We start from the raw sequence: 26,610 nt of genomic DNA, 5'->3' as shown, positions 1-26,610 counted from the left end.
GGCACAATCGATCTTCCGGCCGCGGCCGGGCTAGCGCGGGCCGAGGCTCCAGCGCGGGCCCTGCGGACTGTCCTCGATGACCAGACCGGACTGGCTCAGCTGGTCGCGGATCGCGTCCGCGGTGGGCCAGTCCTTGCGGGCCCGGGCGGCCTCGCGCTGGTCCAGCACCATGCGGACGAGCGTGTCGACCACGCCGTGCAGGTCGTCGCCGCGGTCGCCCTCCCCGGCCCACTGGGGGTCCAGCGGGTCGAGGCCGAGCACGCCGAGCATCGCGCGGACCTCGGCGAGCCGGGCCACGGCCGCTTCCTTGTCGTCGGCGGCGAGCGCGCTGTTGCCCTGACGGACGGTGGTGTGCACCACGGCGAGCGCCTGCGGCACGCCCAGGTCGTCGTCCATGGCCTCGGCGAAGGCGAGCGGCACCTCGGGGGCGGGCTCGACGGCGCCGGCCTTCTCGACCACGCGCTGCACGAAGCCCTCGATCCGCGCGAACGCCGACTCGGCCTCGCGCAGCGCCTCCTCGCTGTACTCGATCATCGAGCGGTAGTGCGGGGTGCCGAGGTAGTAGCGCAGCACGATGGGCCGCCAGCGCTTGACCATCTCGCTGACCAGCACCGAGTTGCCGAGCGACTTGGACATCTTCTCGCCGCTCATGGTGACCCAGGCGTTGTGCACCCAGTACCGGGCGAACTCGTCGCCGTAGGCCTTGGCCTGGGCGATCTCGTTCTCGTGGTGCGGGAAGACCAGGTCGAGGCCGCCGCCGTGGATGTCGAAGGCGGTGCCCAGGTACTTGTGGGCCATCGCCGAGCACTCCAGGTGCCAGCCCGGGCGGCCGCGCCCGAACGGCGTCTCCCAGCTCGGCTCCCCCGGCTTCACGGCCTTCCACATGGCGAAGTCACGCGGGTCGCGCTTGCCGGTGATGCCTTCCTCGGCGGGCTGCCGCATCTCGTCGAGGTCCTGCCGGGACAGCTCCAGGTAGGAGGGCCAGGAGCGGACGTCGAAGTAGACGCTGCCGTCGGCCTCGTAGGCGTGCCCGCGCTCGATCAGGCCGCGCATCATCTCGACCATCTCGGTGATGTGGCCGGTGGCACGCGGCTCGTAGGTGGGCGGCAGGCAACCGAGCACGGTGTAGCCGTCGTTGAAGGCGCGCTCGTTCTCGTAGCCGATGGCCCACCAGGGGCGGTTCTGCTCGCCGGCCTTCCAGATGATCTTGTCGTCGATGTCCGTCACGTTCCGCACGAACGTGACGTCGTAGCCGCGGTACTCGAACCAGCGGCGCATGATGTCGAAGTTCAGACCCGACCGGATGTGCCCGATGTGCGGGGCGGCCTGCACGGTGGCACCGCACAGGTAGATCGAGACGCAACCCGGCTGGAGCGGGGAGAAGTCACGGATCTGCCGGGCGCTGGTGTCGTACAGGCGAATAGTCACCACTCCAGGGTAGTGGGCCCCGGGGTGTGCATCAGGACCTTCCCCTCGGGGCGCACATATTCGTGACATTGGCAACGGGTACGCCCCGAACGCTTGCCCTCAGCCCGTGCGCACCACCAGCGCCGTCGCCACCGCCATCAGCCCTTCGTCCCGGCCGGGGAAGCCGAGGCCGTCCGTCGTCGCGCCCGACACCGACACCGGGGCTCCGGCCGCCTCGGACAGCAGTTTCTGTGCCTCGTCCCGGCGCTTGCCGATCTTCGGGCGGGGTCCCACCACCTGTACCGCGATGTTGCCGATCCGGAAGCCCGCCTCGCGCACGATGCGCGCGGCCTCCGTCAGGAGGGTGACCCCGGAGGCGCCCGACCACTCGGGGCGGCCCGTGCCGAAATGCTGGCCCAGATCGCCGAGACCGGCGGCGGAGAAGAGGGCGTTGCAGGCGGCGTGGGCGACGACGTCCGCGTCGGAGTGACCGGCCAGGCCCGGGCCCTCGCCCTCCCACTTCAGGCCGCCGCACCACAGCTCGCGGCCCTCCTCGAACGCGTGGATGTCGGTGCCGATGCCGACCTGGGGCAGCACGGGCTGGTCAGAAGCCATCGTTGAGCCTCCTGCGGGCCAGGACCGCCTCGGCGAGGACCAGGTCCAGGGGGCGGGTGACCTTGAAGGCCTCCTCGTGACCGGGGACGGCCACGACCGTGAGGCCGAGCTGCTCGACCATGCCGGCGTCGTCGGTGACCTCGCCGGTGACCGTCTCGTGCGCCCGGACCAGCGTGGCCCGGTCGAAGCCCTGCGGGGTCTGCACCGCCCGCAGCAGGGCGCGCTCCGGCGTGGCGACGACCGGCTCCGGCTCGCCGGGGGTGCCGGCGGGCTCGACCTGCTTGACGGTGTCGGCCAGCGGCAGCGCCGGGACCACGGCCGGTGCGCCGTCGCGTACGGCCTCGATCACCGCGTCGACCGTGTCCACCGGCACCAGCGGCCGGGCCGCGTCGTGGACCAGCACGATGTCGTGGCCGGGCGGCAGCGCGTCCAGGCCGAGTTTCACCGACTCCTGGCGGCTCTGCCCGCCCGGGACGACGAGGAAGTCGGTCCGCTCGGGCAGCGCGTGCGCGTCGAGCAGCGACCTGACCTCGGCGGCGCCCTCGGGCGGGGCCACGACGACGACCAGGGAGACGGCGCGGGAGGCGGCCATCGCGCGGACCGCGTGGATCAGCATGGGGGTGCCGCTCAGCGCGCGCAGCGCCTTGGGGGCGCCCGGGCCGAGCCGCACACCGCGGCCGGCGGCCGGGATCACGGCCGCCGTACGGGCCGCCGAGGGGCCGGGGGGCGGCGAGGGACGCGAATCGTCAGACATCGGTTCCTGTCAGGTTTGTGTGCTGGCCTGGCGTGGGTATGGCCTGGAGGAGTGCCGGGCGCGACGCGCTCGACCGGACCCTTCCGTGACGCTGGTCGAGCCGGCTGCCCGGGCCCGGCACGCCAAACACCGGGGCGTGAGTGATAACACAACCCGGGGCGGTGGCGCATCGGCGTCGGAGTACGAACATGCCGCAGCGCCCGGCGACAGAGAATTCGTCATCGGGCACCGCGGCATTTCGATGTGCAGGCGCGCGCTTGATACGCGGAGCGCTGTACGACCGGCTTCGCCTCAGGAGGCGAGGACCTCGTCGAGCAGGGCTTCGGCCTTGTCCTCGTTGGTGTTCTCCGCGAGGGCCAGCTCGCTCACCAGGATCTGGCGGGCCTTGGCGAGCATGCGCTTCTCACCGGCGGAGAGTCCACGCTCGCGCTCACGACGCCACAGGTCACGCACCACTTCCGCGACCTTGATGACATCGCCCGAGGCGAGCTTCTCCAGGTTTGCCTTGTATCGACGGGACCAGTTCGTGGGCTCCTCGGCGTACGGCGCGCGCAGCACCTCGAAGACCCGGTCCAGCCCGTCCTGACCGACCACATCACGCACGCCGACGAACTCCGCATTGTCCGCTGGCACACGTACCGTCAGGTCGCCCTGGGCGACCTTCAGCACCAAGTAGGTCTTGTCCACGCCTTTGATCTGGCGAGTTTCGATGGCCTCGATCAGCGCGGCCCCGTGATGGGGATAGACCACGGTGTCGCCAACCTTGAACGTCATGTGACAGGTACCCCTTCCGTGGCTATCCAGGGTAACACGGAAATCGCGGGTTCTGAATGGCGTTTTCGCAGGTCAGGGCGCATCTCGGGGCTTGACAACTCCGACAGGAACGTGCTTCGGACAGGGAGTGGAAGAAGGTATCCGCAGGTCGGAGCGGCTCTCCGGGGTGAGCGAAACGCGTACGTTACACGCATCCGGAGCACCCGCCAGAAGGACGAACATCCCCATATGTCCGGTTCCGTATGATCGACTTCCGCTACTCCGTTCGGTGGTCCGAGCCGGGTTCCGGTCGAATCCGGAATTGATCACAGGGCGCCCGGACGGACCGTCGGTGATCAATTCCGAGCCGCCCCGCGCATTCCTTCACGGAAAATCCGTGCCGCTGCCCGGGGCTCTTATGTGAATGCCGGACGAGCGCCACGCCAATGTGACGCGGCAGTCGTGGGTGACTCAGGTGGACCAGGCGGTGACGGGGGGTCGGGTGCGGCCGGACGAGGGCGGCTCGGTAACCTAAGGCCCGCTGACAGACACTTAGGGCGGCTTTATCGGCCGCTCCGCTCGAGTCAAGGAGTTGCCGCCGCCGTGAGCAGCAGCCTTCGACGCGGTGCCCTCGCCGCCGCCGTCACCGCGTTCTCGATCGCCTCGCTCGCCGCGTGCGGTGCCGGCTCCAACGCCCAGACCCTGGAGATCAAGCCGGACAACGCTGCCACGAGTGTCGGCGACATCAAGATCCAGAACGCGGTCGTGATCACGCAGCCCGACCTCGAGTCGACGGGCCCGGCCGCGATCTCGGCGACCTTCTTCAACTCCGGCCGCACGGCCGAGACGCTGGAGTCCATCACCCTCCCGGGCACCGGCAAGACCGCCCAGCTGAAGCCCGCCAAGGGCGGAAGCCTCAGCATCCCGCCCGGCGGCTCGCTGATCCTGGGCGGCCAGAACAACGCCACGGCGATGCTGCCGAGCAGCCGCGAGGCGGTGCGGGACGGCAACGCGCAGAAGGTCACCTTCACCTTCAGCAAGACGGGTGCCGTGAGCCTGCGCGCGTTCGTCGTCCCCGCCGAGCACTACTTCAAGGAGTGGGGCCCGACGGAGGTTCCGGCCGCGCCGGGCGCCTCGTCCTCCCCGTCCGGTTCGCCGTCCGGTTCCCCCGCCGAGGGTGAGTCGGGCGCGCCGGAGAGCCCCGCGGGCGGCGAGACGCCGGGTGGCCACGGAGCGTCCGGCACGCCGACCGACGCCGCCTCGGCGAGCGCGAGCGCCGGCGCGGGCGCAGGGCACTGAGCCGTCGGTCGCAGCACGTCGTAGAACGAAGGGCGGGCCCTCTCCCAGGAGAGGGCCCGCCCTTCGTTCTGCCGTCGTGTCGTCGTGCGGGGCCGGTCTACGGCTCGAACTTGTAGCCGAGGCCGCGGACCGTCACCAGGTAGCGCGGGGCGCCCGGGTCCGGCTCGATCTTGGCGCGCAGGCGCTTGACGTGGACGTCGAGGGTCTTGGTGTCACCGACGTAGTCGGCGCCCCAGACCCGGTCGATCAGCTGCATGCGCGTGAGGACGCGGCCGGCGTTGCGCAGCAGCATCTCCAGCAGGTCGAACTCCTTCAGCGGCAGGTCGATCTTGGTGCCGCCGACGGTGACCACGTGCCGGTCGACGTCCATGCGGACCGGTCCGGCCTCCAGGGCCGCGGGCGTGACCTCCTCGGGCTCGCCTCTGCGGCGCAGCACGGCGCGGATGCGGGCGACCAGCTCGCGCGAGGAGAACGGCTTGGTGACGTAGTCGTCGGCTCCTATCTCCAGCCCGACGACCTTGTCGATCTCGCTGTCCTTGGCGGTCACCATGATGACGGGGACGTTGGAACGGCCGCGCAGCTGGCGGCACACCTCGGTGCCCGGCAGGCCGGGCAGCATCAGGTCGAGGAGGACGAGGTCGGCGCCGTTGCGCTCGAACTCGTCGAGTCCGTCGGGCCCGGTGGTCGCGACCGCGACCTCGAAGCCCTCCTTGCGGAGCATGTACGACAGGGCGTCGGAGAAGGACTCCTCGTCCTCGACGACGAGCACACGGGTCACGGAAGGACCTCCGGGGCGGGAAGCGTTTCGTACGCGTTCGGTTCGGGGGATTCGGGGGTGGACCGCCCGGCCTCCACGTCGAGGCCCGCGCCTCCTGCGCGTGTCTCTCGGGCGGGCTGCTGATGTGCGCGGTCGCGGGCCGCACCGGCCTCTGGCAGCCGCAGGGTGAAGGTGGAGCCCTGGCCTTCGGCGCTCCACACCGTGACCTCCCCGCCGTGCGAGGCGGCCACGTGCTTCACGATCGCCAGTCCCAGTCCCGTACCGCCGGTGGCACGGGAGCGGGCCGGGTCGACGCGGTAGAAGCGCTCGAAGATGCGCTCCTTGTCCTTGTCGGAGATGCCGATGCCCTGGTCGGTGACGGCGATCTCGATCTGGTCCCCGCCGGGCGCGTTCACACTGCGGGCCGCTATGCCGACGCGGGTGCGGGCGGGTGAGTAGTTGACGGCGTTCTCGACGAGGTTGCCGAGCGCGGCGGCGAGCTGGCCGCGGTTTCCCCAGACGCGCAGGTCGGCGGTGCCTCCCGCGGCCATGGTGATCTGTTTGGCGCCGGCCTGGTGCCGGCAGCGGTCGACGGCCTCGGCGACGAGCTCGTCGACCCGGACCGGCTCGGCGTCCTCCAGCGGGTCGTCGTTCTGCACCCGGGAGAGGTCGATGAGCTCCTGCACGAGGCTGGTGAGCCGGGTGGCCTCGATCTGCATGCGCCCGGCGAACCGCTCGACGGCCTCGGGGTCGTCGGAGGCGTCCATCACGGCCTCGGAGAGCAGCGAGAGGGCGCCGACGGGCGTCTTCAGCTCGTGGCTCACGTTCGCGACGAAGTCGCGCCGGACCGCCTCGATGCGGCGGGCCTCGGTCAGGTCCTCGACCAGGAGCAGCACCAGTCGGGAGCCGAGCGGCGCGACCCGCGCGGAGACGGCCAGAGCCTCTCCGCGTCCGGTGCCGCGCCGCGGCAGGTCCAGTTCGACCTGGCGTATCTCGCCGTCCCGCCGGGTGTCCCGGGCCATCTGCAGCATCGGCTCGACGGCGAGCTTGCCGCCGCGGACCAGGCCGAGGGCGTACGCCGCCGAGCTGGCCTTGACCACGGCGTCCGCTTCGTCGAGGACGACGGCGGACGACCTGAGGACCGACAGGACCGTGTCCACGCCGGGCGGGAGCACCGCGTCGGTGTGCAGGGAGCTACGGGTGGGGCGCTTCTGCTCGCGCTCACTCCAGCGGAACGCGAGCATGGCGATGACGCCGGTGAGCACACCGGCGATCGCAGCCACTGCGGCGACCGCCGCGTTCACGTCCATGCACCCAGGTTAGGCATGGCTCGGGCACCCTCCACAGCCGTCGGGCTGCGAGCTCGAACACTCGTCGCCCAGAGTTCACCTTGGAGCCAGTATTGGTTCATTTGGGATGACGGAAACGGACGCGTAAGGGCCGGAACGTGGGAGCGTGGGGTTCGGACCGCTGGTAATACGACGGTCGTACCGCCGGTTGTCCGGTGGGCCCCGGCCCTTGGACCCCCGACTGAGACGCACGAGAGGGAAAGCCTGATGCGGGACGCGTACCACGAGGAACTGGACTCGATAAGCGACAGTCTGGTGGAGATGGCCCGGCTGGTCGGGTCGGCGATCGGGCGCGCCACGACCGCCATGCTCGACTCCGACCTGAAGCTGGCCGAGAACGTCATCGAGGCCGACCAGCGGGTCGACGAGCTCCAGCACGAGCTGGAGGCCCGGGCCATAGCCCTGCTGGCACGGCAGCAGCCGGTGGCCACCGACCTGCGGATCGTCGTCACGTCGCTGCGGATGTCGGCCGACCTGGAGCGCTCGGGCGACCTCGCCCAGCACGTGGCGAAGCTCGCGCGCCTGCGCTACCCCGACCGCGCGGTCCCGAGCGACCTGCACGCCACCATCCTGGAGATGGGCCAGCTCGCGCAGCGCCTGATGGCGAAGGCCGCCGAGGTGATCATCACCAAGGACGTCGACCTGGCGCTCCAGCTGGAGCAGGACGACGACGAGATGGACCTGCTGCACCGCACGCTCTTCCAGCACCTGATGGACGACCGGTGGAAGCACGGCATCGAGACGGCCGTGGACGTCACGCTGCTCGGCCGCTACTACGAGCGGTTCGCCGACCACGCCGTGTCGGTCGCCAAGCGCGTGGTGTACCTGGTGACGGGCGAGCACGCGGACGAGCTCCAGACGGAAGCACAGCCGGAGATCCAGGCGGTTCCGGGGGCGGAGAGCGCCTGACGGACCGGTCCCGGGGGTCGGGCCCAGGGGTCGTGCCCAGGGTCGGGCCAGGGCGCGCGGGCGCCTCAATGCGCCGTTGATGCGCCCAGCGGCATGGGCATCCAATGGGCACAGGCACCAGCCTCTAGGAGGGACCCATGGCCGAATCCCCCAGCACGACGCCCGACCCCGCCCGGCAGCGCGAGACCGAACAGCCCGCCGAGATCAGGAGCCTGCCCCTGATCGCCGCGTGCGGCTGCGGCTCGGGCTGTGGCTGCGGGTGTCAGTCGGGCAGCCCCTGCCAGTGCGGCTGACGCCTGCGCAGTGTCGTTCCGTACGTCCTCGGGGCCCCGGCGTTCTCGCCGGGGCCCCGAGGCGTGGAGCCCGGGGTCGCCCGGGTGGCCGTACGGGCGGAGCATGGAGGGGAGGCGAGGCGGCGCGGGCCCGCGCCGCCGCCGGGAAGGAGGCGCGAGGCATGCCCAAGTTCATGGATGTCCACAGGGGCATGAAGGGCATCACGGAGGAACAGCTGCGTGAAGCCCACAACGCGGACCTCGCGATAGAGAAGGACGAGCAGGTCCACTTCGAGATGGCCTGGGCGGACCCGGAGTCCGGCCATGTCTACTGCCTCTCCGAGGCCCCCTCGGCCGAAGCGGTCCAGCGCATTCACGAGCGCGCCGGGCACAAGGCGGACGAGGTGCACCCCGTGCCGCTGACGGTGCGGTGACCCGCCGCACGCGGTCCGTCGGCGGCGCCGGGCGGCGCTGAGGCGGGCCGCCTGCCGGGGCAGACAGTCGCCTTCGGCGAGGTCGGGTGCTCTGCGGGCCGCCTGCCGGGGCAGGCAGTCGCCTTCGGCGAGGTCGGGTGCTCTGCGGGCCGCCTCGGCGTACAGGCGGCCGCCGTGTCCGGGTCACGCCGCGTCCGTGGAGGTACGCCGCCACCGCCGCGGATGTGCGGCCCGGTACTCACTGCCCGACGCGGCCGTCGACCCGTTCGCGCAGGAGGTCGGCGTGGCCGCAGTGCCGTGCGTACTCCGCGATCTGCGCGACCAGGATGTCCCGGAGCTGGACCTGCCCGCCGGGTTCGGGGCCGTAGTCGGAGAAACCGGTGTTGCGCGTGGAGAGGTCGGGGACACCGGCCAGCCAGCGGTCCGTGCGCTCGCACTCGGCACGCCACTGCCGCCAGGCCTCTTCCACGACCACCGGGTCGGCGACGGCACCGTTGAAGTCGCCGTCCCGGTCCTCCTCCGTGCGGTACAGCTTCGGCGCGTCCTCGCCGGCCATCACCCGGCGCAGGTGCCGCTCGTCCTCCGTCAGGTGCCGCACCAGTCCGAGCAGCGACATCGTGGAGGGCGGGCAGGACCGCCGGGCCATCTGCTCGGCGTCCAGGCCCGCGCACTTCATCTCGAAGGTGAGGCGGTAGTTGCGCAGGTAGTCGAGGAGGATGCCGCGCTCGTCGACCGGCTGGGTGTCGGTCTCGCGAGGGTCGTCGTCGGGATCGACCCACATGTCGGGGTAGACGGTGGCCTTCGTCCACCGCGTCGTGTCCGAGGATGCTGACGCGGTGGATGCCGCTCGTTCACCGGTGTGTTCGCCTGAGACCATGCGGGCATGGTGGACCGAGTGGGGTGGAGGCGCCACCGAATATCGGGCGGCGACGGTACAGGAGGGCGGCGGCCCCGGGGCCGGCCCGGCGCTGACGAAGCCGCCGTCGCCGCGCCGGGCGGTCGTGCTGCCGTCGCCGAGCCGGGCGGTCGTGCTGCCGTCGCCGAGCCGGGCGGTCAAGCCCCCGTGACCGGCGCGACGGACCGTCCTCTGCTCTTCCTCGACGTCGACGGCCCGCTCATCCCGTTCGGGTCACCGTCCCTTCGGTCACCGACCGCCGCAGCCGGCTCCCCGGCCCGCCCCGATCGGGGAAACCCCCTGCTGGAGCGGCTCGACCCCGGACTGGGCCCGCGTCTGCTGGCCCTCGACTGCTCGCTCGTCTGGGCGACGACCTGGATGGAGGAGGCGAACGAGGTCGTCTCTCCCCTCATCGGACTGCCGCGAATGCCCGTGGTGGAGTGGCCGGCCCCCGGCGCCGACCAGGGCCCGAACGGCCTGCACTGGAAGACCGGTCCCCTCGTCGAGTGGGCCGGCGGCCGGCCGTTCATCTGGGTCGACGACGAGATCGGCGCGATGGATCACCTGTGGGTCGACGCGAGTCACCCCGGGCCGTCCCTGCTGCATCGCGTCGACCCGGCCGCGGGCCTCGTGGACGCCGACTTCCTCGCCCTCGCGGCCTGGCTCCGTCGACCGCCTGCCCCCGCTCCCCCCTCCGCTACGTCCGGTCCAACGCCGTGAAGACGGCCAGGCACAGGGTGAGGCTCGCGGCGAACGCGATGCCGCAGCGGGACAGGGCCGCCGGCACCGCGGCCCCCTCCCAGCGGGCGAGGGCGAAGGCGATCGCAGCGGCCACGAGGGAGAAGAGGACGGCCACCGCCAGCGCGAGCAGCAGCAACGCCGGGAAGGTGTGTTTCATGGAGGCACCGCCTGGGTCGTGTGGTGTCGATGACGAATTACGACGATCCCCGGGCGGAACCGCAGGTGGGACGGTTGGATGTGTTCTCCGGTGACAACAGGGGGTTGTCCGGCGAACAAACCGTGGGGAGACACGTGGCCGGCCAGAGGAAGCGGGCGGGGCGACCGTGGGGACCGGCCCGGGGCCCGTGCGTCGAGATCAACCAGCTGGTCGCGGTGGTCCGGTCCTGGCTCGACGAATCGGCGGTGTCCGTGCGGGAGTTGCACGCGCGGCTCACTCCCGAACACTTCGTCGCCGGGTCCGTGCCCGAGTTACGCCGGCTGCGCGACCGGCTGTCCGGCGAGTCGCTGGAGTGGGATCTCGTCGAGGCCGTGGCCGACGTCTGCTTTCCCGACGAACAGGCCGACCTGGCCCGGCGACGCCTCGGGGAGGCGAGGACGCTGTGGGACCGGGCGAGCACGAGCCCCACTGCGATCGCGGAGGCACAGGAGCTGGTCCCCGCACGGGAGTTGCTGGAGGCCAAGGACCGCACCATCGAGGTCCTCCAGGAGATGCAGCGCGCCCGCCAGGCCTACGAGGCCGGCGAGCACGGGCGGCAACAGGCCCTGTCCATCGCCACGTTGCTGTTCGTCATGCTCGGGCAGGCCCAGGCGAAGGTCGCCGAACTGAGGCGCCGGCTCGACGCGCTGGAGTCGGCGACGGCCGAACTGCACGACGGCCAAGGGGTCGTGGAGCTGCTCTCACGGGCACAACGGCAGGAGACGGATCTGCGCGAACAGCTGGTCCGCGCCGAGCGGGAGCGGGGCACCGCCCAGCAGGTCGCCGACCACGCGGCACGCCGTATCCACGAACTGGAGGCCGAACTCGCCGAGCTGCGGTTGCGTATGGGGGAGGACGGGCCCTCCCGGACGCAGGAGCCGGCGCCGCCGCTGTCCCACCCCGACCTGCACGCCCTCGGCCCCGACGACGCCGCGCTCAACGACGTGGACCGCGCGCTGGAGAAGGCACGCGCCGTCCTCGACGAGGAGCACGAGGCCGTTCAGCAGGCGGCCGACGAGGTGGGTTACTGGTCGTCCGCGATCCCCCCGGCCGGCCCGGCGGAAACCGGCGTCTCCGGGGCCGGGCAGGTCGGGCAAAGCCTGGGAGGACAACCCTCCGGGTTGTCCGGAACAACCCCGGACAACCCTCCCACCAGCCGGGAGACGCCCTTCCCCGCACTGGAATCCTCCCGGCCCCCGGCCGCCGACCCCCAGGGCGACATCTCGGAGGCGGCCCGCCGGATCACCCGGGGCAGGGACCCGGAGGACATCGTGACGCGACTGTGCCGGGCCGTCGTCCCCGCCGTCGCCGACGCGGTCATGGTCTACCTGCGGGACCCGATCCCGACGGGCGACGAAGAACACGTGGGCCCGTTGGTCCTGCGGTTGCAGCAGGTCCACCCGCTGCACGCCGGAGGCGGCGCCGCGCTGTGCGAGGTGCGCCCCGGCAGCGCGCTCTTCGACGTGCTGAACGGGGCACTGCCGGTCACCACCGACACGCCGGTCGGCGGCGCCGCGCTGCCGGAGCTGCTCGGTGAGGGCCATGGGACACCCGGCGGAGGCCACACCGTGCTCGTGCCTCTGCACGGTCGCCGGCGGATCATCGGTACGGCGGTCCTGCTGCGCCACGCCGCCGAGCGAGCCTTCCAGGACGCCGACCTGTCGGTCGCCGCCGAGTTCGCCACCCGCAGCGCCCTCGCCATCGACAAGAGTCACAATCTCCAGGCCGCGGTCCAGGGTCTGCATCTGGCCCGCAGTCTCGCGGGCACCTTGCAGGTCGTCGCCGACGGAGTCGTGACCGGTCTCGGCTACGAGCTGGCGTGCGTGAACCTCGTACGGCCGGACGGCGATCTCGTGGTCGCCTCCTTGGCGGGCAACTCCGCCGCCGAGGCCCTCCTCACCGGCCGCGTCGGCTCGCGCGAGTCCTGGGACCGCAGGCTGAGCATGGGCGAGCACTGGGGCGACCTGGTCTTCATTCCGCACACCGAGGGCTGGGTCCTCGACGACGACGACGTCCCGCAGTGGCACACCGACGGCCCCGCCCCCCGCTTCGAGGACGAGTGGCACCCCTCCGACCGTCTCTTCGCCCCGATGTACGCCCGGAGCGCTTCCGGTGCCTCCCACGGTGAACTGATCGGCGTGATCTCCGTGGACCACCCCCTCACCCGCCGCCGTCCCGGGCCGGACGAACGCCGGGACCTGGAGGAGTACGCCTTCCAGGCCGCCATCGCGATCAGCAACGCGCGGCTGCGCGCGAACATGCAGCGCGCCCTGGTCAGACTGGACAGGGAGCAGCAGACGCTGCGGGCCAGCGAGGAGTCCTTCCGGCAGGCCTTCGAGTACGCGCCCAACGGTATGGCCATCGCCGAGCTGGGCGGTGACCAGAACGGCCGCATCCTCCGGACGAACGACGCGCTGTGCCGCATGCTGGGCCGCCCGGCCGCCGCCATGCGCCGCTACGCGTTCTCCGACCTCGTGCATCCCGAGGACATCGGCATCCTGCTCGGCACCAGCGCCGAGGGCGGGCGCGCGGAACTGCGCCTCGGGCGCCGCGACGGGACGTACCTGTGGGTGTCGATGCGCAACAGCGTGGTCGCGGACGAGGCCGACGGCCCCCGCTTCCTGCTCACGCACGTCGAGGACATCGAGGAGCGCAAACAGCGCGAGTTGGATCTCGCCCACCGCGCCTCGCACGACGCCCTCACCGGCCTGCCGAACTCCGCCGAGCTGCACGCCCGTATCGACGCCCGGCTCTGCGCGCTCCGGGAGCACGAACCCGACGCCGCGGAAGGGGCCGACGACCCCTACCTCGGCCACGCCTACCCCGCCACGACCTCCCACACCCATGTCCGGGCCCCCGTGGACGACGCCGGCACCCACGGCCTGGCCGTGCTGTTCTTCGCCCTTCGCGACTTCAAGGCGATCAACACCCTCTTCGGGCACGACGCGGGGGACGACGTCCTCGTCGAAGTCGCCCGACGGCTCGCGGAGACCGTGCGCGACGGCGACACGGTGGCCCGGTACGGCGGTGACGAGTTCGTCGTCCTGGCCGACGGTCTGGACCCCGCCGCCGCGCACACCGCCGCGGTGTGGATACAGGAACGGATCCACCTGCCGATCCCCCTGGGCGACCAGACCGTGCGCATGCACGCGGGCGTCGGCATCGCGTGGGCCCAGTGCGGGACGGCCCCCGGTGACATCCTGCGGGCGGCACGGGAGTTCTCGTCGTGAGGACGGAGTCGACCACGCCCTGACATCTGTCAGGACCGCGACATCCCTGGCGCGGTCTACGCTCCGAGGCGCTGACGCGGGGGAGTTCTTGGCCACTACGGCATCCGGAGCACGAGTTGTGAGCGCTCGGGTCGCGTTACAGCAGCAGCCGCGGTGACGACACCGCGCCCTTGGAACGGCTGCATCGATGGCGACTACGGAGGAGACCGAATGAGTGTGACAGGCATCAGAAAACGGGCGACCGCCATGGCCGTGACGATGATCGCCGCAGTGGCCCTCGTTCCGCTGGCGGGGCAGGCACCGGCACAGGCAGCACCGAACGTCGCGACCGGAACGGCCGGATGGACACCGGAGATCTACCCGCTGTTCTCAGGCGAGTGGGTCAAGCGGGACGTGTCGGGTGAGAAGCGGAGGGATGAGCTGATCGACTGCTCCCGGGCATCCGGGATCGCCTGCGTGGCGGTGGGTCAGGGCGACGGCAAGCACAGCATCTTCCACCTGTTCAAGTGCGATACGCGGTCGCTCTCGAACTTCATCGACGCGCTCTCCGTCCGCAACAACCAGACGGGTGGGGCAGAGGTCCGTTTCTGGGGTCCCACCTACTCGTACCGTGCCCTCGCGGACGGCAACATCTACAACTTCCCGGACCACGCGACGTACGACTTCAACCGCCTCGACATCTGCTGAGGGCGCCTCGACCCGGGCGCACTGATCACGGTGTCCACTCGGGCCGCGAGATCGAGAATGCCCCCGCCCCGCGCGTATGCGCAGGTCGGGGGCATGGCCACCAGTGCTCCGGCCACCTCGACCCCTATGCGCCGGGCGCCCGGTACTGGACTTGCCCGGCTTTGCGCAGGGCGTCCATGGTTTCGTCGACGCTCAGGAGGACGGTCGTCTCGAACGAGCTGAGTGCGCCGCCTCCGCTGATCGACAGGGCAACCGCGGCCATGGAGACGTTGTCGGGGGCCTCCCACAGGTTGTAGCCGTCGCGGGTGCCGAACGCGTACCAAAAGCCGTGGAGCTTGCCGCCGACGGATTCGATGTACGACTGGGCGGCCTTTGCACGGTCCTCGGGGTGGCCGATGAGTCGCGCCCAGGTCTCCGGCGTGTAGCTGAACCTTGATAGATAGAGCGGCATCATGTCTCCCTTTCGTCCCAGCAAGGGATGCCCCCACAGGGTGAGAAACGCCCCCGGGGCCGCGCGCAACTCCCCCGAATGGCCGGGACGACGACCGGTACGGCCACGGCAGCTCGGGATCTACGCTTCGGCTCATGGGGACAATGATCTGGAGCGGCGTCCGGGAGCGGGTGGAGGCTCTGGCCCGTGCCGACAAGGCGCGAAAGGTGTTCGGCGCGTGGGACAAGCATGGAGGAACGGGGCACCGGTTCCGGCTTGCTGATCCGCTGTCGGAGGCGGACGTCGCCGAGGCAGAGGCCCAGTGGCGTGTGTCGCTTCCCGCGGACTACCGGGCCTTCCTCCTCGAAGTGGGCGCCGGCGGTGCCGGACCCTTCTATGGACTCACGACCCTGTCCCGCACCGATGCCGGGTGGCTGTGGAGTGACCCCGGCGGCGGCACCGTCCACGAGCGACTGCGCTTCCCTTGCCCCGATGCGGCAGACAGCATGCGTGCTCAGGCCGAGCACGAGCGCAAGGAGCCCGTCGAGTCCGACTTCGAAGGCGAGGAAGCCTTCGACGCGGCGTATCGCGCCTGGCTGGAGGACGAGGAGAAGCTGTCCGACTGGCTCTTGTCCGGCGCTGTGTGCCTCAGCCACGAGGGGTGCGGCTACTTCGACTGGCTGATCGTCTCCGGCCCCCAGCGCGGCCAGGTGTTGCTCGACGAGCGTGCAGGGGGCGGACGGTTCGGCCCTCTCGGGCGGGTCGGATTCGCTGACTGGTACCTCCACTGGGTCGGGAAAGCTGAGGCTCTTGTGGGACGTGGCCGTTAGGACGGGTGCTCGCGTACTCCGGGCGGATGTTCTTCGACACGGCCCGGTCGGGCCTCACCAGGACCTGACGGCCGGATCACCGACCCCTTGGCATGTGAGGGTGATCGTCGAGTCCGGCGGCCTCTGTAGCCTGGCGGTGCTGTACGTCGGGGGGAGCTGACCGTGGAAAACATCCTGGCCGTGGCCATCGGGGCCGCCATCGGCCTCATAGGAGCGGTGTTCGGTTCGTGGTTCACTGCGCGCCGACAGGACCGCATGTGGCTCCGCGAGCAGAAGCTCAAAGCCGGGATCGGCTTCAACACGGCCGTAGTTCAGCTGCTGGACTACCTGAAGGAAGCACAGCTGAGTGACGACGGTCCCGGAGGCAACGAGTTGGCGAACCAGATGCAGGAAGCACGCTCGGCCCTCTACCTGCTCTGTGCCGGCGACACCGTGGATCTCGCCGATGCTCTCGCACATCGGGTCTGGAGCACCCGGCCCACCGACGGCAGGGACGACCGACGAGCCGAGTTCCGAGAGACGCTAGACCTCCTGCGGCGCTTCACCCACCAGCTCCGGCAAGAAATCGCCAGATTGTAGTCCCCCTCGGTGCCTGGCCCGACCCACGGGCCTGGTCCGCTTGTCGCTTGTCTTGTCGGCTCGCAGGTCAGAGCCTGTTCCGGGCTACCCCCGCAGTACGGTCCCGTCTTGTCACGCCAAGCGACAAGACAACCGACAAGGGCATGAGCGTGCCGGCGCGCCGGGGGAGGACGGGCAAGAAGGAGCGGCCTACGGCCGCGCGTCTTTCGGACGCCCGCCCTCGTCCGTCGCGCGCCATGTCGGCGACGTCCTCCACGGCGTCGCACCCCGCGGTCTCACTCAGCCCTGACGGCCGTCTGCCACCCTCTGACAGTCAGGGCCCCTCTGACACAAAGCCCTAGGCAAACGCGGGTGTCACCCGCTGTAACACCTTGCCTGACACCTGACGCTCACACCCTCTGACACCCCGCCCTGACACCCTGCCCGTGCGCGCCCGAGGACGGCAGTTCAGGGCGGGGGCTCCCGCTCGCTCCGCCTGGAATGCCGTCCGACCCCGTGGCAGAGGCACTACGGGAGCACATCAAGCGGTTCCCACCCGTGGGGATCAAGCTCCCGTGGACACGAGCGAACGGCCAGCCGGTGACCCGGCGGCTCATCTTCACGGGCCCCAACGGCGGGCACGTCTGGCCTACGTCGCTGAACGAAGATCACTGGAAGCCCGCTCTCGCCAAGGCGGGCGTCATTTCGAAGGCCAAGAGTCGCGAGCACGCCGCCGCCCGCAAGCACGGCATGCACGCGCTGCGGCACTTCTACGCGTCCGTGCTCCTGGACGCCGGGGAGAGCATCAAGGCCCTCGCGGAGTACCCCGGTCACTCGGACCCAGGGCTGATGCTGAAGGTGTACGCACACCTCATGCCGAGCAGCCGGGAGCGGGCCCGAAAGGCTCTCGGGCACGCTCTTCGGCCGCAGGATCACAGGGCTGAGGTTCCAGAGAGGTTCCACGACATGAAAAGCCCCTGAGTTGCGCCGTATGCGCAGCTCAGGGGCATGATCACAAAGCCTACTTCTTCTTGCCCTGGTTCTTGACCGCCTCGATGGCCGCTGCCGCCGCCTCGGGGTCGAGGTACGTGCCGCCCGGGTTCAGGGGCTTGAAGTCGGCGTCGAGCTCGTAGGAGAGCGGGATGCCCGTGGGGATGTTGAGGCCGGCGATGTCCGCGTCGGAGATGCCGTCCAGGTGCTTGACCAGGGCGCGCAGCGAGTTGCCGTGGGCCGCGACCAGGACCGTGCGGCCGGTCAGCAGGTCGGGGACGATCGCGTCGAACCAGTAGGGGAGCATGCGGACGACGACGTCCTTCAGGCACTCCGTGCGGGGGCGCAGCTCCGGCGGGAGGGTCGCGTAGCGCGCGTCGGAGAACTGGGAGTACTCGGCGTCGACGTCGAGCGGCGGGGGCGGGGTGTCGTAGGACCGGCGCCACAGCATGAACTGCTCCTCGCCGAACTCGGCGAGCGTCTGGGCCTTGTCCTTGCCCTGGAGGGCGCCGTAGTGGCGCTCGTTCAGGCGCCACGAGCGGTGGACCGGGATCCAGTGGCGGTCCGCGGACTCCAGCGCGAGCTGGGCCGTGCGGATCGCGCGCTTCTGGAGGGACGTGTGGACCACGTCGGGGAGGAGGTCGGCGTCCTTCAGGAGCTCGCCACCGCGGACTGCCTCCTTCTCGCCCTTCTCGTTGAGATTGACGTCCACCCAGCCGGTGAACAGGTTCTTCGCGTTCCACTCGCTCTCGCCGTGGCGGAGGAGGATCAGCTTGTACGGTGCGTCGGCCATGCCTCAGAGCGTAATCCACGCTTTCGCCCGTTCGCGTGGCTGCCCGGCAGGCGGACGTTTGACGGGATCTGTTAATTGAGTGGCCCCCGTCAACCGGCGGCTTGTAATTTGCGCTTGCCATCATCGCTGCTTACAAGAGCGGTCGACAGGTGGCAGACAGCGCAGCCGACACCTGTCGCCTCCGGGGGGATCCATGCCGTACGTCCTGCGTGCCCGACGTGCCGTCCGGGAGACGGTCTCGGGTCTGCCCCGCGAGTTCTGGTGGCTGTGGACCAGCACGCTGGTCAACCGGCTCGGTGCCTTCGTCGCCACCTTCATGGCGCTGTACCTGACCCTCGACCGCGGCTACTCCGCCACGTACGCCGGTCTGGTCGCCGCCCTGCACGGGCTCGGCGGGGTGCTCTCCTCGCTGGGCGGCGGGGTGATGGCGGACCGGCTGGGCCGGCGGCCTACGCTGCTGATCGCGCAGGCCTCGACCGCCGTGGCCGTGGCGTTGCTGGGCTTCGTGCACGATCCGGTCGCGATCGCCGGCGTCGCCTTCCTTGTGGGCATGGCGAGCAACGCCTCGCGGCCCGCCGTGCAGGCGATGATGGCGGACATCGTCCGGCCCGAGGACCGGATCCGCGCCTTCTCCCTCAACTACTGGGCCATCAACCTCGGCTTCGCCGTCTCCTCCATGGCCGCCGGGTTCATCGCCGAGGTCAGCTACCGCGCCGGGTTCCTGATCGAGGCGGGGATGACGATGGCCTGCGCGATCCTCGTCTTCCTGCGGCTGCCGGAGTCCAAGCCCGCCGAGCCGGCGGTGCGGACCGCCGCCCCGGAGGACTCCGTGATCCTGGGCACCGTCCTGCGCGACGGGCGGTTCATGAGCGTCGTCGGGCTGTCCTTCCTGATCGCGCTGATCTTCCAGCAGGGGTCGGTCGGGCTGCCGGTGGCGATGGGCGGGGCCGGTTTCACTCCGGCCGAGTACGGCATGGCGATCGCCGTGAACGGCGTGCTGATCGTCGTCCTCCAGATCCCCGTGACCCGCTTCATCGAGCACCGGGATCCCCGCCGGCTGCTGGTCGTCTCGTCCCTCCTCGCTGGATACGGCTTCGCCCTCACCGCGTTCGCGGGGTCGGTGGGGGTCATCGCGCTCACCGTGTGCGTGTGGACCCTGGCGGAGATCGTCAACGCGCCCACGCAGACGGGTCTCGTCGTACGGCTGTCCCCGGTGCACGGACGCGGCCGCTACCAGGGCATGTACACGATGTCCTGGTCCGTGGCCGCCCTCGTCGCCCCGCTGCTGTCCGGGTTCGTCATCGACCGGTTCGGGGCGGAGTGGCTGTGGGGGTCCTGCGCGGTGCTCGGGACGGCGGCCGGGGCCGGGTACGCCGTGCTGATGCGGCGGGTCGCCGAGGACGGGGAGAAGGCGGAGGCGGGAGCGGGGGCGGCGGACGGGCTGCGGGCGCTGCCTGCCGGGCCCGACGGGGACACACTGAGGAGCGGGACACTGTGACCACGAGCCACCCCGAACTCCACACCGAACGCCTGCGGCTGCGCCAGTGGAGCGAGGCGGACCTGGACGCGATCGCGGAGATGGACGCGGACCCGGACGTCATGCGGTACATCGGTGACGGCTCGACCGGCACCCGTGAGCGGACCGCCGCGGCGCTGGGCCGGGTGCGCGCGGCCTGGGACGAGCACGGTCATGGCCTGTTCGCCGCCGAGGAGACCGCTACCGGAGAGCTGGTGGGCTGGGTGGGACTGGCTGTTCCGGCCTTCCTCCCCGAGGTCATGCCGGCGGTGGAGATCGGATGGCGGCTGCGGCGCCGGTCCTGGGGCCGGGGCTACGCCACGGAAGCCGCACGGGAGGTCCTGGCGTTCGCCTTCGGTGAGGCGGAGGCGGGCCCCTGCCTGGACCGCGTCGTCAGCATCTGCCACGTCGACAACCACGCCTCGCTCCGCGTCATGACCAAGCTCGGGATGACGTACGACCGCACCACGCGTGTCCCCGCCCATGGGCAGCCGGTCCGGGTCATGGCACTCACGCGGGAGGGGTACCACTCCTCGGCATGACGGCGGCGACGCCGTCACCTCCCGCTTCACCCCTCGCGTCCGCAGCGGTGTGCGCGGCCGGCGCTGGCAGGTCTCCTCCTGGCCATCGACGAAGCCCGACCGTCGGTTGGGTCCCGGACGACTTCTCCGGGCCGCCCCCGGACAGATCGGGGATAGCAACCATTCCCTGCAGAGCTGGAACCCCCGGAAGCCGGCCGCGCGCTTGCGACCATAGCCCCGGGCACTGACAACGGGGCAGGGGATCCGGCGCCGCACCCCGCGCGAGCGCGGCCGTCTCACCCGTCCACGAAGCCGAGCTCCGTGTCCGGCCTGCACTGCGGGCAGGCCTTGATCCCTTCGGCCAGGGCCCGCAGGGCGTGATCGCGGTCGACGCCCTTGCTGCGGCGGCCCGCGTTCCAGCAGCCGCCGACGTGCACGTACACGGATTCCTGTCCGGACAGGCCGCGCTCGATCAGCCAGTCCGGCGTGGGCGGCCGGGCGAGGAGACCGCGGCGGTGTTCGGCCTGGCGGCGTTCCTCGTCCGCGATCCACCGGCGGGTGCGGGCCAGGTCGCGTTCCTGCACGCGCTCCAGGAAGCGGAGCAGCGCGAGCCGCGACTCTGGATCGTTCATGCGTTCGATTCTAGGAGCGGTATCACCCGCCGGCCCACCCCGGACCCGCCTCGCGGCGGTCGTTCACAGGACCTGCGAGACCTTGTAGGCGATTCCGCCGTCGCTCAGGTACCCCGATCCCACGCAGACGACGTCGTTCAGCCACGCGTATCGCTGCGCCCCCGTCTCGAACAGGGGACGTCCGGGAGTGGTGGCGTCGCCGCGAACACCGCCTTGCGGGTCGGTGGCGCAGACGCCGTGGACAAGGTCCGCCGGGTGACCGAAGGGTTCCTCACCCCTGCACGCTGATCCGTCGTCGGCACGACCTCGACGGGCCGGCGGCGTACTCCACCGCAGCGGCAGGGATCCGCCAGGGGCGGTGCGCGTTACCTCCGGGGTAATCGACGCCCACCCGGCGCCCGCGGCAGGCTGGGCCCCATGGCACCTGCCGACATCGCGGAAGCCACCCGCTCGACCGTCCAGAAGTTCCTCGCGCTCCGGCTCGCCGGGGACGCCGAAGGGCTCACCGCCCTCTTCGCCGACGAGGTCGACTGGATGCTCGCCGAGAACCCGGTCGTGCCCTGGATCAGGCCGCGTTCCACCGCCGCCGAATGCGCGGCGCAGGCCGATGAGCTGGCCCGGTACACCGTCCCGGAGGATGCCCGCGCCTCCGTGGACACCCTGCTCGTGGACGGGACCGACGCCGTGTTGATGGGGCAGCTCTCGGGGACCGTCCGGGCGACCGGGAAGTCCTTCTCGGGGCCCTTCGCCCTGCGGCTCACCGTCGAGGAAGGGCGGATCACCCGGCACCACCTGTACGAGAACAGCGTGTCGATCGCCGCGGCCTGCACCCCGTGACCGTACCGCCCCCCTGCCGGGCCGGGGCGTTCGCGGCCCCTCAGTCCCGTCGCACCAGCCGCCAGTACTGGCGCTTCTCCTCGTCCCGTACGACCACCCCCAGGCGCAGCAGCTCGTCGCGCAACTCCCGGGCGTCCCTGGCGTCGTCCTCGTGCTTGCGGGCCTGCGCGCGGGCCCGCAACAGGGCGTCCGCGCCCGGGGGCAGGCCGGGGGTGCCGGGGACCCAGCGGCGGAACTCGGCGCGGTAGGGGTCCTCCTCGGCCCACGCGTATCCGTGTTCCGTGAGGGCGGCCGCCAGGCGCCGCCAGTCCAGGCCGCAGCGCTCCCGCGCCAGTTCGGTACTGCCCGGGCCGAGCAGGACGAGCTGCTTGCCGTCCCGGAAGGACACGGAGATCTCTTCGCGCGCGAACTCCTGGGCGCTGTCCCGGACGGTCAGGGTCACGTGGGTGTCGCCGACGCGGACGGACAGCGACTCGTGCACCGCCGTGAAGCCGAGCAGCAGGCCGCCGAGGACGCCCACCGCGATCGTGCCGAGGGTGAGGCCGGGTTCCGGGATCGAGGTCAGCAGTTCGGCCGGGCCTTCGAGCGGCGCCCACGGCAGGGTGAGCAGCCAGCGGGCGAGGGGCGGGAGCAGGGCGCCGGCCACGGCACCGCAGACGACGCAGAAGAGCACGACGGCCCAGGCCGTTTCGGCGAGTTCCGTCGCCCCGTCCGCCCGCGGCCGGGGGCTCTTGCCCATGGAAACGTTCCTGGCTTCCTCCATGCGCCCAGTCTTCTGAGGAGCCGTCCGCCCTGTCATCAGCCGTTGGTCTACGGGGTGCCGACTTTGGTCTCAGGGGTGCATCCGCGCTGCCTTGACCATCAGGGATGCATCCGCGCTCCCTTGACCACCTTGTCCACCGCGTTCTTGGGGCCGTGGACCGCGAGGCCGACCAGGTCGAGTTCCGCCGTCGGCACCGCCCGTACGGCCGCTCGGTTGTCGCGGTCGTTGCCCGTGGCGAAGAGGTCGGAGGTGAAGACCGCGCGCGGCAGGGCGCGGGCCAGGGCCCGGGCGTGGGCGGTGGCCAGGGTTTCCTTGGTGGCCTCGAAGACCATGACCGGCTGGCGGAACATGGGGAGGTAGGGCACGCCGTCCGCGTCCTCGTACGGTTCGCCGATCACCTCGGGAAACTGCGTTCCCAATCCGCTGACCAGGAACGACGTCACGTTGAGGCGCTGCCAGGGCTCCAGGTCCGCACGCAGCAGCACGGCGATCTTCGTGTCGAAGCGGATCGGCTCCGGGCGCGGGGGTTCGGTGCTCGTGTTCATGATCCGAGCGTGCCGGGCGGTCCCCGTCGGGGTCTTGTACGTTCTTTGCATGGCCTCACAGCCCGCCCGGATCGTCTCCGCCTGGCGGCCTGCCGTCCCGGGTGTCGTCGAGGTGTTCCACGCGCGGTTCACCGAGTACGCGTATCCGATGCACGTCCACGACGCCTGGACGCTGCTGATCGTCGACACCGGCGCCGTGCGGTACGACCTCGACCGGCACGAGCACGGCACCCCGCACGACACCGTGTCGCTGCTGCCGCCGCACGTGCCGCACAACGGCTCCCCCGTCACCCCGGAGGGCTTCCGCAAGCGGGTGCTGTACCTCGACGCGACGCATCTCGGCGACGAGTTCATCGGGGCCGCCGTCGACCGGCCCGATCTGCGCGATCCGCTGCTGCGGCGGCGCGTGGGGCAGTTGCACGGCACGCTGGGACGGCCCGGCGAGGAACTGGAGGCCGAGAGCAGGCTGTTGTTCGTCGGGGAGCGGTTGCGCGGGCACCTGCGGGGCGACCCCGCTTCCCCACGGCCGGCCGATCCCCACCTGGCGCGGCGGCTGCGGGAGTTGCTGGACGAGCGGATCGTCGAGGGCGTCGTCCTGCGGGAGGCCGCCGGGCTGCTCGGCGCCCATCCGGCCCATCTGGTCCGGGCGTTCAGCACCGCCTACGGCATCGCCCCGCACCAGTACCTGACGTCCCTGCGCGTGGGGCGCGCCCGGCGGCTGCTCCTGGAGGGGCGCTCACCGGGCGATGCGGCGGTGGCGGCCGGCTTCTACGACCAGTCGCACCTCACCCGGCACTTCCGCAGACTGGTGGGGGTGCCGCCGGGGCGTTACCGGGCGGGCCGGGCGGGTTAGCACTCGGGGCGCTGGGTGAGGTGCGCGAAGGCGTCCAGGTTGCGCGTGGACTCCCCCCGCGACACCCGCCACGCGTACTCCTTGCGGATCGCCGAGGCGAAGCCCAGCTCCAGCAGGGTGTTGAAGGCGCCGTCGGACGCCTCCAGGACCTGGCCGAGCAGCCGGTCGAGCTCGTCGGCGGTGACGGCGGGCAGGGAGAGCCGGCCGGTGACGTAGACGTCGCCGTGCTGGTCGACGGCGTAACTCACGCCGTAGAGCTTGAGGTTGCGTTCCAGGAGCCAGCGGTGGACGCCCTGTTCGTTCTCGTCGGGGTGCCGGATGACGAAGGCGTTCAGCGACAGGGAGTGGCGGCCGACGATCAGGGAGACGGTCGTCTTGAGCTTGCGCGTGCCGGGGAGCTGGGCGACGTAGGTGCCGGGTTGGGGGCTCTCCCACTCCAGGTCGGCGTCCTTCAGCGCTCCCTCGATGACCTCGGCCGCGCGCTGTTCCTGATCGGTTTCACCCATGCAGCGAGCGTACGCGACGGCGGTGGGCCTGCATCGCGGCCGTGTAGACGTCGGCCGTGGCGGCGGCCGCCGTGTCCCAGCCGAAGGACTGGGCGTGCCGGGCGGCCTGCCCGCCGAGCCGGGGCACGAGCTGGGGGTCGTCGGCGAAGTGGCCCAGCACGCGCGCGTACTCGGCCGGGTCGTGGCCCTGGACGAGGAAGCCGGTGTGCCCGTCGCGCACGGCGACCGGCAGGCCGCCCACCGATGCCGCGAGCACCGGGGTGCCGGCCGCCTGCGCCTCTATGGCGACCAGGCCGAAGGACTCGCTGTAGGAGGGCATGACCAGCACGGAGGCGGCGCGGAACCAGTCCGCCAGCTGCTCCTGGCCGACCGGCGGGCGGAACCGTACGACGTCGGCGATGCCCAGGCGGGCGGCGAGCTTCTGCAGCCCCTCGGGCTTGGCGAGGCCGCTGCCGGAGGGGCCGCCGACGACGGGGACGAGGATGCGCGAGCGCAGTTCGGGACGCCGGTCGAGGAGGACGGCGACGGCGCGCAGCAGGACGTCCGGGGCCTTCAGGGGCTGGATACGGCCCGCGAAGAGGGGGATCAGCGCGTCCTGGGGCAGGCCGAGGCGGGCCCGGGCGGCGGCGCGGCCGTCGGCGGGCGAGAAGCGGCTGAGGTTCACGCCGGGGTGGACCACGGCGACCTTGTCGGTGTCGGCCGCGTAGTGCCGGACGAGTTCGTCCGCCTCTTCGGTGGTGTTGGCGATGAGCCGGTCGGCGGCGGCGACGATCTGGGTCTCGCCGATGACGCGGGCGGCGGGCTCGGGCGCGTCGCCGTCGGCCAGGTTGGCGTTCTTGACCTTGGCCATGGTGTGCATGGCGTGCACGAGGGGGACGCCCCAGCGCTGGGCGGCGAGCCAGCCGACGTGGCCGGAGAGCCAGTAGTGGGAGTGGACCAGGTCGTAGTGGCCGGGGCGGTGGTGGGCCCAGGCCTGCATGACGCCGTGGGTGAAGGCGCACAGCTGGGCGGGGAGGTCCTCCTTGTTGAGGCCCTCGTAGGGGCCGGCGTCGACGTGCCGGACGAGGACCCCGGGGGCCAGCTCGACGGTCGGGGGGAGGGCGGCAGCGGTCGCCCGCGTGAAGATCTCGACCTCGACGCCGTGCGCGGCGAGCCGCTGGGCGAGCTCCACGATGTAGACGTTCATGCCGCCGGCGTCGCCGGTGCCCGGCTGGTGGAGCGGGGAGGTGTGCACGGAGAGCATGGCGACGCGGCGGGGTTTGCGGTGCAGCCGGAGGCGTGGGGACGACGACGCGGAGCGCCGGCCGAGCCTGCCGATGTACTGGCTCACGTGGCGTTCCTCCTCGCTCGGGGCATGCCTTCCGCAGGGCGCACGCTGCCCTCCGACGGACTGCAACACCGGAAGCCGACGCTCCATTTCCCGATTCGGCAGTTTTACCGAATCATTACCGCTTGTCGCTCAACCGTTCGAGGGGTCTGCCGCCGGGCCCCCACCTGTCGGCGGTGGCACCTCGCCCGTGACCGGGCCGGAGGCCGCTTAACCTCGTACGTATGACACCCCGCGCAGCGACCCGACCCCTGGGCACGGTGACGCGCGGGACGACCAACCCCAACCGGCTGCGCCGCATGGACCGCTGGATCGCGGCCACGCACGGCGCCGAGCTGCGCCGCGCCACCGATCCGGTGGCGGTCGACCTCGGATACGGCGCCGCCCCCTGGACGGCAGTCGAGCTGCTCCAGCGCCTGCGGACGGTCGCACCACGCGCGCGCGTGGTGGGCGTCGAGATCGAACCGGCACGGGTCGCGGCGGCGCTGCCCTACGAACGGCCGGGGCTCGCCTTCCGGCACGGCGGCTTCGAGATCCCGATCCCGCAGCGGCCCCTCCTCGTCCGCGCGGCGAACGTGCTGCGGCAGTACGAGGAGGGCGAGGTCAGGGCCGTGTGGCAGCGGCTGTGCGGGCGGCTCGCCCCGGCCGACCCGGCGACCGGGTCGCGCGGCGGGCTGCTGGTCGAGGGGACCTGCGACGAGATCGGGCGCCGGCACGTCTGGGTCGCGCTCGGGCCGGAAGGACCGCGCACGGTCACCTTCGCGACCCGGCTGGGCTCCCTGGAGCGCCCTTCGGACCTGGCGGAACGGCTGCCGAAAGCACTCATCCACCGCAATGTCCCGGGCGAGCCGGTGCACGCCTTCCTGCGCGACTTCGACCGCGCCTGGGCGGCCGCCGCGCCCTACGCCTCCTACGGCGCCCGACAGCGCTGGATCCGCGCGGTGCGCGACCTGACGACCGACTGGCCGGTGACGGACGGCCCGGCGCGGTGGCGACAGGGCGAAGTGACCGTGCGGTGGGAGGCCTTGGCGCCGGGCAGCTGACTCCTCCGGCCCGGCCGGGGCCCGATGGAACGATCTCTTTGAGTCGTTCGTCACACAGACCGGGGAGATCGCAAGCCGGGGGCATAACGGTGAGAGGGCGGCGGGAAGTACTACCCCTGTCGCTTTCCGGACGGACATGACAGCATCCCCGGACGAACCGCATGTTAC

The 26,610-nt window shown here is 71.4% G+C and carries 30 protein-coding genes and 1 pseudogene; 15 read left to right on the top strand and 16 right to left on the bottom strand.

Annotation, left to right across the window (positions count from 1 at the left end; all coding sequences use genetic code 11):
* Window positions 1-30: 30 nt before the first annotated feature.
* From cysS to GTY56_RS34405, 4 genes are all read right to left on the bottom strand, one after another.
* On the bottom strand, window positions 31-1,428 hold the full coding sequence (cysS, locus tag GTY56_RS34420; protein ID WP_161369200.1) for a cysteine--tRNA ligase: 1,398 nt from the start codon (window positions 1,426-1,428) through the stop codon (window positions 31-33).
* A 99-nt stretch (window positions 1,429-1,527) separates the two neighbouring features.
* On the bottom strand, window positions 1,528-2,022 hold the full coding sequence (gene ispF, locus GTY56_RS34415; RefSeq protein WP_161369199.1) for a 2-C-methyl-D-erythritol 2,4-cyclodiphosphate synthase: 495 nt from the start codon (window positions 2,020-2,022) through the stop codon (window positions 1,528-1,530).
* A complete protein-coding gene (gene ispD / locus GTY56_RS34410; protein WP_161369198.1) occupies window positions 2,012-2,776 on the bottom strand; it encodes a 2-C-methyl-D-erythritol 4-phosphate cytidylyltransferase in 765 nt (254 codons plus the stop codon). The genes ispF and ispD overlap by 11 nt, the downstream gene beginning before the upstream one ends.
* Before the next feature lie 291 nt (window positions 2,777-3,067).
* Entirely contained in the window at window positions 3,068-3,550 is a 483-nt protein-coding gene (locus GTY56_RS34405; protein WP_003953493.1) for a CarD family transcriptional regulator, read from the bottom strand.
* Between the two features lie 582 nt (window positions 3,551-4,132).
* Here GTY56_RS34405 and GTY56_RS34395 point away from each other — a divergent pair.
* Window positions 4,133-4,828, top strand: coding sequence for a copper chaperone PCu(A)C domain-containing protein (locus GTY56_RS34395; protein WP_161369197.1), 696 nt, complete (start codon window positions 4,133-4,135; stop codon window positions 4,826-4,828).
* Window positions 4,829-4,925: 97 nt separating this feature from the next.
* Here the strand turns inward: GTY56_RS34395 and phoP are convergent, their stop codons facing one another.
* The gene (gene phoP, locus GTY56_RS34390; RefSeq protein ID WP_020271862.1) at window positions 4,926-5,597 is read right to left on the bottom strand and encodes a two-component system response regulator PhoP; all 672 of its coding nucleotides are present in this window, start codon (window positions 5,595-5,597) and stop codon (window positions 4,926-4,928) included.
* A gap of 5 nt (window positions 5,598-5,602) precedes the next feature.
* Window positions 5,603-6,895: a two-component system sensor histidine kinase PhoR gene (phoR, locus tag GTY56_RS34385; protein WP_161369196.1), complete on the bottom strand. Its 1,293-nt coding sequence runs from the start codon at window positions 6,893-6,895 to the stop codon at window positions 5,603-5,605.
* A gap of 246 nt (window positions 6,896-7,141) precedes the next feature.
* Here phoR and phoU point away from each other — a divergent pair, with 246 nt between their 5' ends.
* From phoU to GTY56_RS34375, 3 genes are all read left to right on the top strand, one after another.
* Window positions 7,142-7,843, top strand: coding sequence for a phosphate signaling complex protein PhoU (gene phoU, locus GTY56_RS34380; protein WP_161369195.1), 702 nt, complete (start codon window positions 7,142-7,144; stop codon window positions 7,841-7,843).
* A gap of 137 nt (window positions 7,844-7,980) precedes the next feature.
* Window positions 7,981-8,136, top strand: a complete 156-nt coding sequence (locus GTY56_RS40170; RefSeq protein ID WP_167345925.1) for a hypothetical protein — start codon at window positions 7,981-7,983, stop codon at window positions 8,134-8,136.
* 161 nt (window positions 8,137-8,297) lie between these two features.
* Window positions 8,298-8,549, top strand: coding sequence for an SCO4226 family nickel-binding protein (locus GTY56_RS34375; protein ID WP_033312302.1), 252 nt, complete (start codon window positions 8,298-8,300; stop codon window positions 8,547-8,549).
* A 238-nt stretch (window positions 8,550-8,787) separates the two neighbouring features.
* Here the strand turns inward: GTY56_RS34375 and GTY56_RS34365 are convergent, their stop codons facing one another.
* Complete coding sequence (locus tag GTY56_RS34365; RefSeq protein WP_524540175.1) at window positions 8,788-9,426, bottom strand: mycothiol transferase; 639 nt, start codon at window positions 9,424-9,426, stop codon at window positions 8,788-8,790.
* 186 nt (window positions 9,427-9,612) lie between these two features.
* On the opposite strand from GTY56_RS34365, the gene GTY56_RS34360 reads away from it, so the two are divergent.
* Complete coding sequence (locus tag GTY56_RS34360) at window positions 9,613-10,164, top strand: HAD domain-containing protein (protein ID WP_161369194.1); 552 nt, start codon at window positions 9,613-9,615, stop codon at window positions 10,162-10,164.
* Here the strand turns inward: GTY56_RS34360 and GTY56_RS34355 are convergent.
* A complete protein-coding gene (locus GTY56_RS34355; RefSeq protein WP_033312305.1) occupies window positions 10,142-10,342 on the bottom strand; it encodes a hypothetical protein in 201 nt (66 codons plus the stop codon). The two genes, GTY56_RS34360 and GTY56_RS34355, sit on opposite strands and share 23 nt — an antisense overlap.
* Before the next feature lie 1,739 nt (window positions 10,343-12,081).
* Here GTY56_RS34355 and cdgB point away from each other — a divergent pair.
* Together cdgB and GTY56_RS34345 are read left to right on the top strand one after the other, a co-directional pair.
* Window positions 12,082-13,611 (top strand): diguanylate cyclase CdgB, encoded by a 1,530-nt coding sequence (gene cdgB / locus GTY56_RS34350; protein WP_524540177.1) that lies wholly within the window; start codon window positions 12,082-12,084, stop codon window positions 13,609-13,611.
* A gap of 210 nt (window positions 13,612-13,821) precedes the next feature.
* Entirely contained in the window at window positions 13,822-14,298 is a 477-nt protein-coding gene (locus tag GTY56_RS34345) for a hypothetical protein (protein ID WP_161369193.1), read from the top strand.
* 124 nt (window positions 14,299-14,422) lie between these two features.
* Here the strand turns inward: GTY56_RS34345 and GTY56_RS34340 are convergent, their stop codons facing one another.
* Window positions 14,423-14,749 (bottom strand): GYD domain-containing protein, encoded by a 327-nt coding sequence (locus GTY56_RS34340; RefSeq protein WP_161369210.1) that lies wholly within the window; start codon window positions 14,747-14,749, stop codon window positions 14,423-14,425.
* Window positions 14,750-14,883: 134 nt separating this feature from the next.
* Between GTY56_RS34340 and GTY56_RS34335 the strand changes: the two genes are divergently transcribed.
* The 3 genes and pseudogenes from GTY56_RS34335 to GTY56_RS34325 form a co-directional block, all read left to right on the top strand.
* Window positions 14,884-15,558: an SMI1/KNR4 family protein gene (locus tag GTY56_RS34335; RefSeq protein ID WP_161369192.1), complete on the top strand. Its 675-nt coding sequence runs from the start codon at window positions 14,884-14,886 to the stop codon at window positions 15,556-15,558.
* 162 nt (window positions 15,559-15,720) lie between these two features.
* Window positions 15,721-16,137, top strand: coding sequence for a hypothetical protein (locus GTY56_RS34330; protein ID WP_161369191.1), 417 nt, complete (start codon window positions 15,721-15,723; stop codon window positions 16,135-16,137).
* Between the two features lie 429 nt (window positions 16,138-16,566).
* Window positions 16,567-17,097, top strand: a pseudogene (locus tag GTY56_RS34325) (site-specific integrase); the annotation flags it as partial.
* 40 nt (window positions 17,098-17,137) lie between these two features.
* On the opposite strand, the gene GTY56_RS34320 reads toward GTY56_RS34325, so the two are convergent.
* A complete protein-coding gene (locus GTY56_RS34320) occupies window positions 17,138-17,899 on the bottom strand; it encodes a phosphoglyceromutase (protein WP_033312308.1) in 762 nt (253 codons plus the stop codon).
* A gap of 193 nt (window positions 17,900-18,092) precedes the next feature.
* Between GTY56_RS34320 and GTY56_RS34315 the strand changes: the two genes are divergently transcribed.
* Both GTY56_RS34315 and GTY56_RS34310 read left to right on the top strand, forming a co-directional pair.
* Complete coding sequence (locus GTY56_RS34315; protein ID WP_161369190.1) at window positions 18,093-19,397, top strand: MDR family MFS transporter; 1,305 nt, start codon at window positions 18,093-18,095, stop codon at window positions 19,395-19,397.
* Entirely contained in the window at window positions 19,394-19,957 is a 564-nt protein-coding gene (locus GTY56_RS34310; protein WP_161369189.1) for a GNAT family N-acetyltransferase, read from the top strand. The genes GTY56_RS34315 and GTY56_RS34310 overlap by 4 nt, the downstream gene beginning before the upstream one ends.
* Window positions 19,958-20,232: 275 nt before the next feature.
* Here the strand turns inward: GTY56_RS34310 and GTY56_RS34305 are convergent, their stop codons facing one another.
* Together GTY56_RS34305 and GTY56_RS41685 are read right to left on the bottom strand one after the other, a co-directional pair.
* A complete protein-coding gene (locus GTY56_RS34305) occupies window positions 20,233-20,568 on the bottom strand; it encodes a DUF6233 domain-containing protein (protein ID WP_161369188.1) in 336 nt (111 codons plus the stop codon).
* A 63-nt stretch (window positions 20,569-20,631) separates the two neighbouring features.
* Complete coding sequence (locus tag GTY56_RS41685; RefSeq protein WP_524540176.1) at window positions 20,632-20,742, bottom strand: DUF3237 family protein; 111 nt, start codon at window positions 20,740-20,742, stop codon at window positions 20,632-20,634.
* 243 nt (window positions 20,743-20,985) lie between these two features.
* On the opposite strand from GTY56_RS41685, the gene GTY56_RS34295 reads away from it, so the two are divergent.
* On the top strand, window positions 20,986-21,405 hold the full coding sequence (locus GTY56_RS34295; RefSeq protein ID WP_161369187.1) for a nuclear transport factor 2 family protein: 420 nt from the start codon (window positions 20,986-20,988) through the stop codon (window positions 21,403-21,405).
* A 40-nt stretch (window positions 21,406-21,445) separates the two neighbouring features.
* Here the strand turns inward: GTY56_RS34295 and GTY56_RS34290 are convergent, their stop codons facing one another.
* The gene (locus tag GTY56_RS34290; protein WP_202511106.1) at window positions 21,446-22,144 is read right to left on the bottom strand and encodes a YqeB family protein; all 699 of its coding nucleotides are present in this window, start codon (window positions 22,142-22,144) and stop codon (window positions 21,446-21,448) included.
* 122 nt (window positions 22,145-22,266) lie between these two features.
* Window positions 22,267-22,713 carry a PTH2-like family protein gene (locus GTY56_RS34285; protein WP_161369185.1) on the bottom strand — a complete coding sequence of 149 codons (447 nt, stop codon included), beginning with the start codon at window positions 22,711-22,713 and terminating at the stop codon, window positions 22,267-22,269.
* A 49-nt stretch (window positions 22,714-22,762) separates the two neighbouring features.
* Here GTY56_RS34285 and GTY56_RS34280 point away from each other — a divergent pair, with 49 nt between their 5' ends.
* Window positions 22,763-23,566 (top strand): helix-turn-helix transcriptional regulator, encoded by an 804-nt coding sequence (locus tag GTY56_RS34280; RefSeq protein WP_161369184.1) that lies wholly within the window; start codon window positions 22,763-22,765, stop codon window positions 23,564-23,566.
* Here the strand turns inward: GTY56_RS34280 and GTY56_RS34275 are convergent.
* Together GTY56_RS34275 and mshA are read right to left on the bottom strand one after the other, a co-directional pair.
* Entirely contained in the window at window positions 23,563-24,072 is a 510-nt protein-coding gene (locus tag GTY56_RS34275) for a type III secretion system chaperone family protein (RefSeq protein ID WP_161369183.1), read from the bottom strand. The genes GTY56_RS34280 and GTY56_RS34275 overlap by 4 nt on opposite strands.
* Window positions 24,065-25,402, bottom strand: a complete 1,338-nt coding sequence (mshA, locus tag GTY56_RS34270; RefSeq protein ID WP_346345648.1) for a D-inositol-3-phosphate glycosyltransferase — start codon at window positions 25,400-25,402, stop codon at window positions 24,065-24,067. Before mshA ends, GTY56_RS34275 begins: the two co-directional genes overlap by 8 nt.
* A 221-nt stretch (window positions 25,403-25,623) precedes the next feature.
* On the opposite strand from mshA, the gene GTY56_RS34265 reads away from it, so the two are divergent.
* Window positions 25,624-26,442, top strand: coding sequence for a class I SAM-dependent methyltransferase (locus tag GTY56_RS34265; protein WP_202511105.1), 819 nt, complete (start codon window positions 25,624-25,626; stop codon window positions 26,440-26,442).
* The last annotated feature ends 168 nt before the right edge of the window (window positions 26,443-26,610 follow it).

It is taken from the genome of Streptomyces sp. SID5643 (genome assembly GCF_009872555.1).
Lineage (GTDB): Bacteria > Actinomycetota > Actinomycetes > Streptomycetales > Streptomycetaceae > Streptomyces > Streptomyces iakyrus.
The sequence above is the reverse complement of the archived record's forward strand: the minus strand, read 5'-3'. Positions and strand labels throughout refer to the sequence as shown.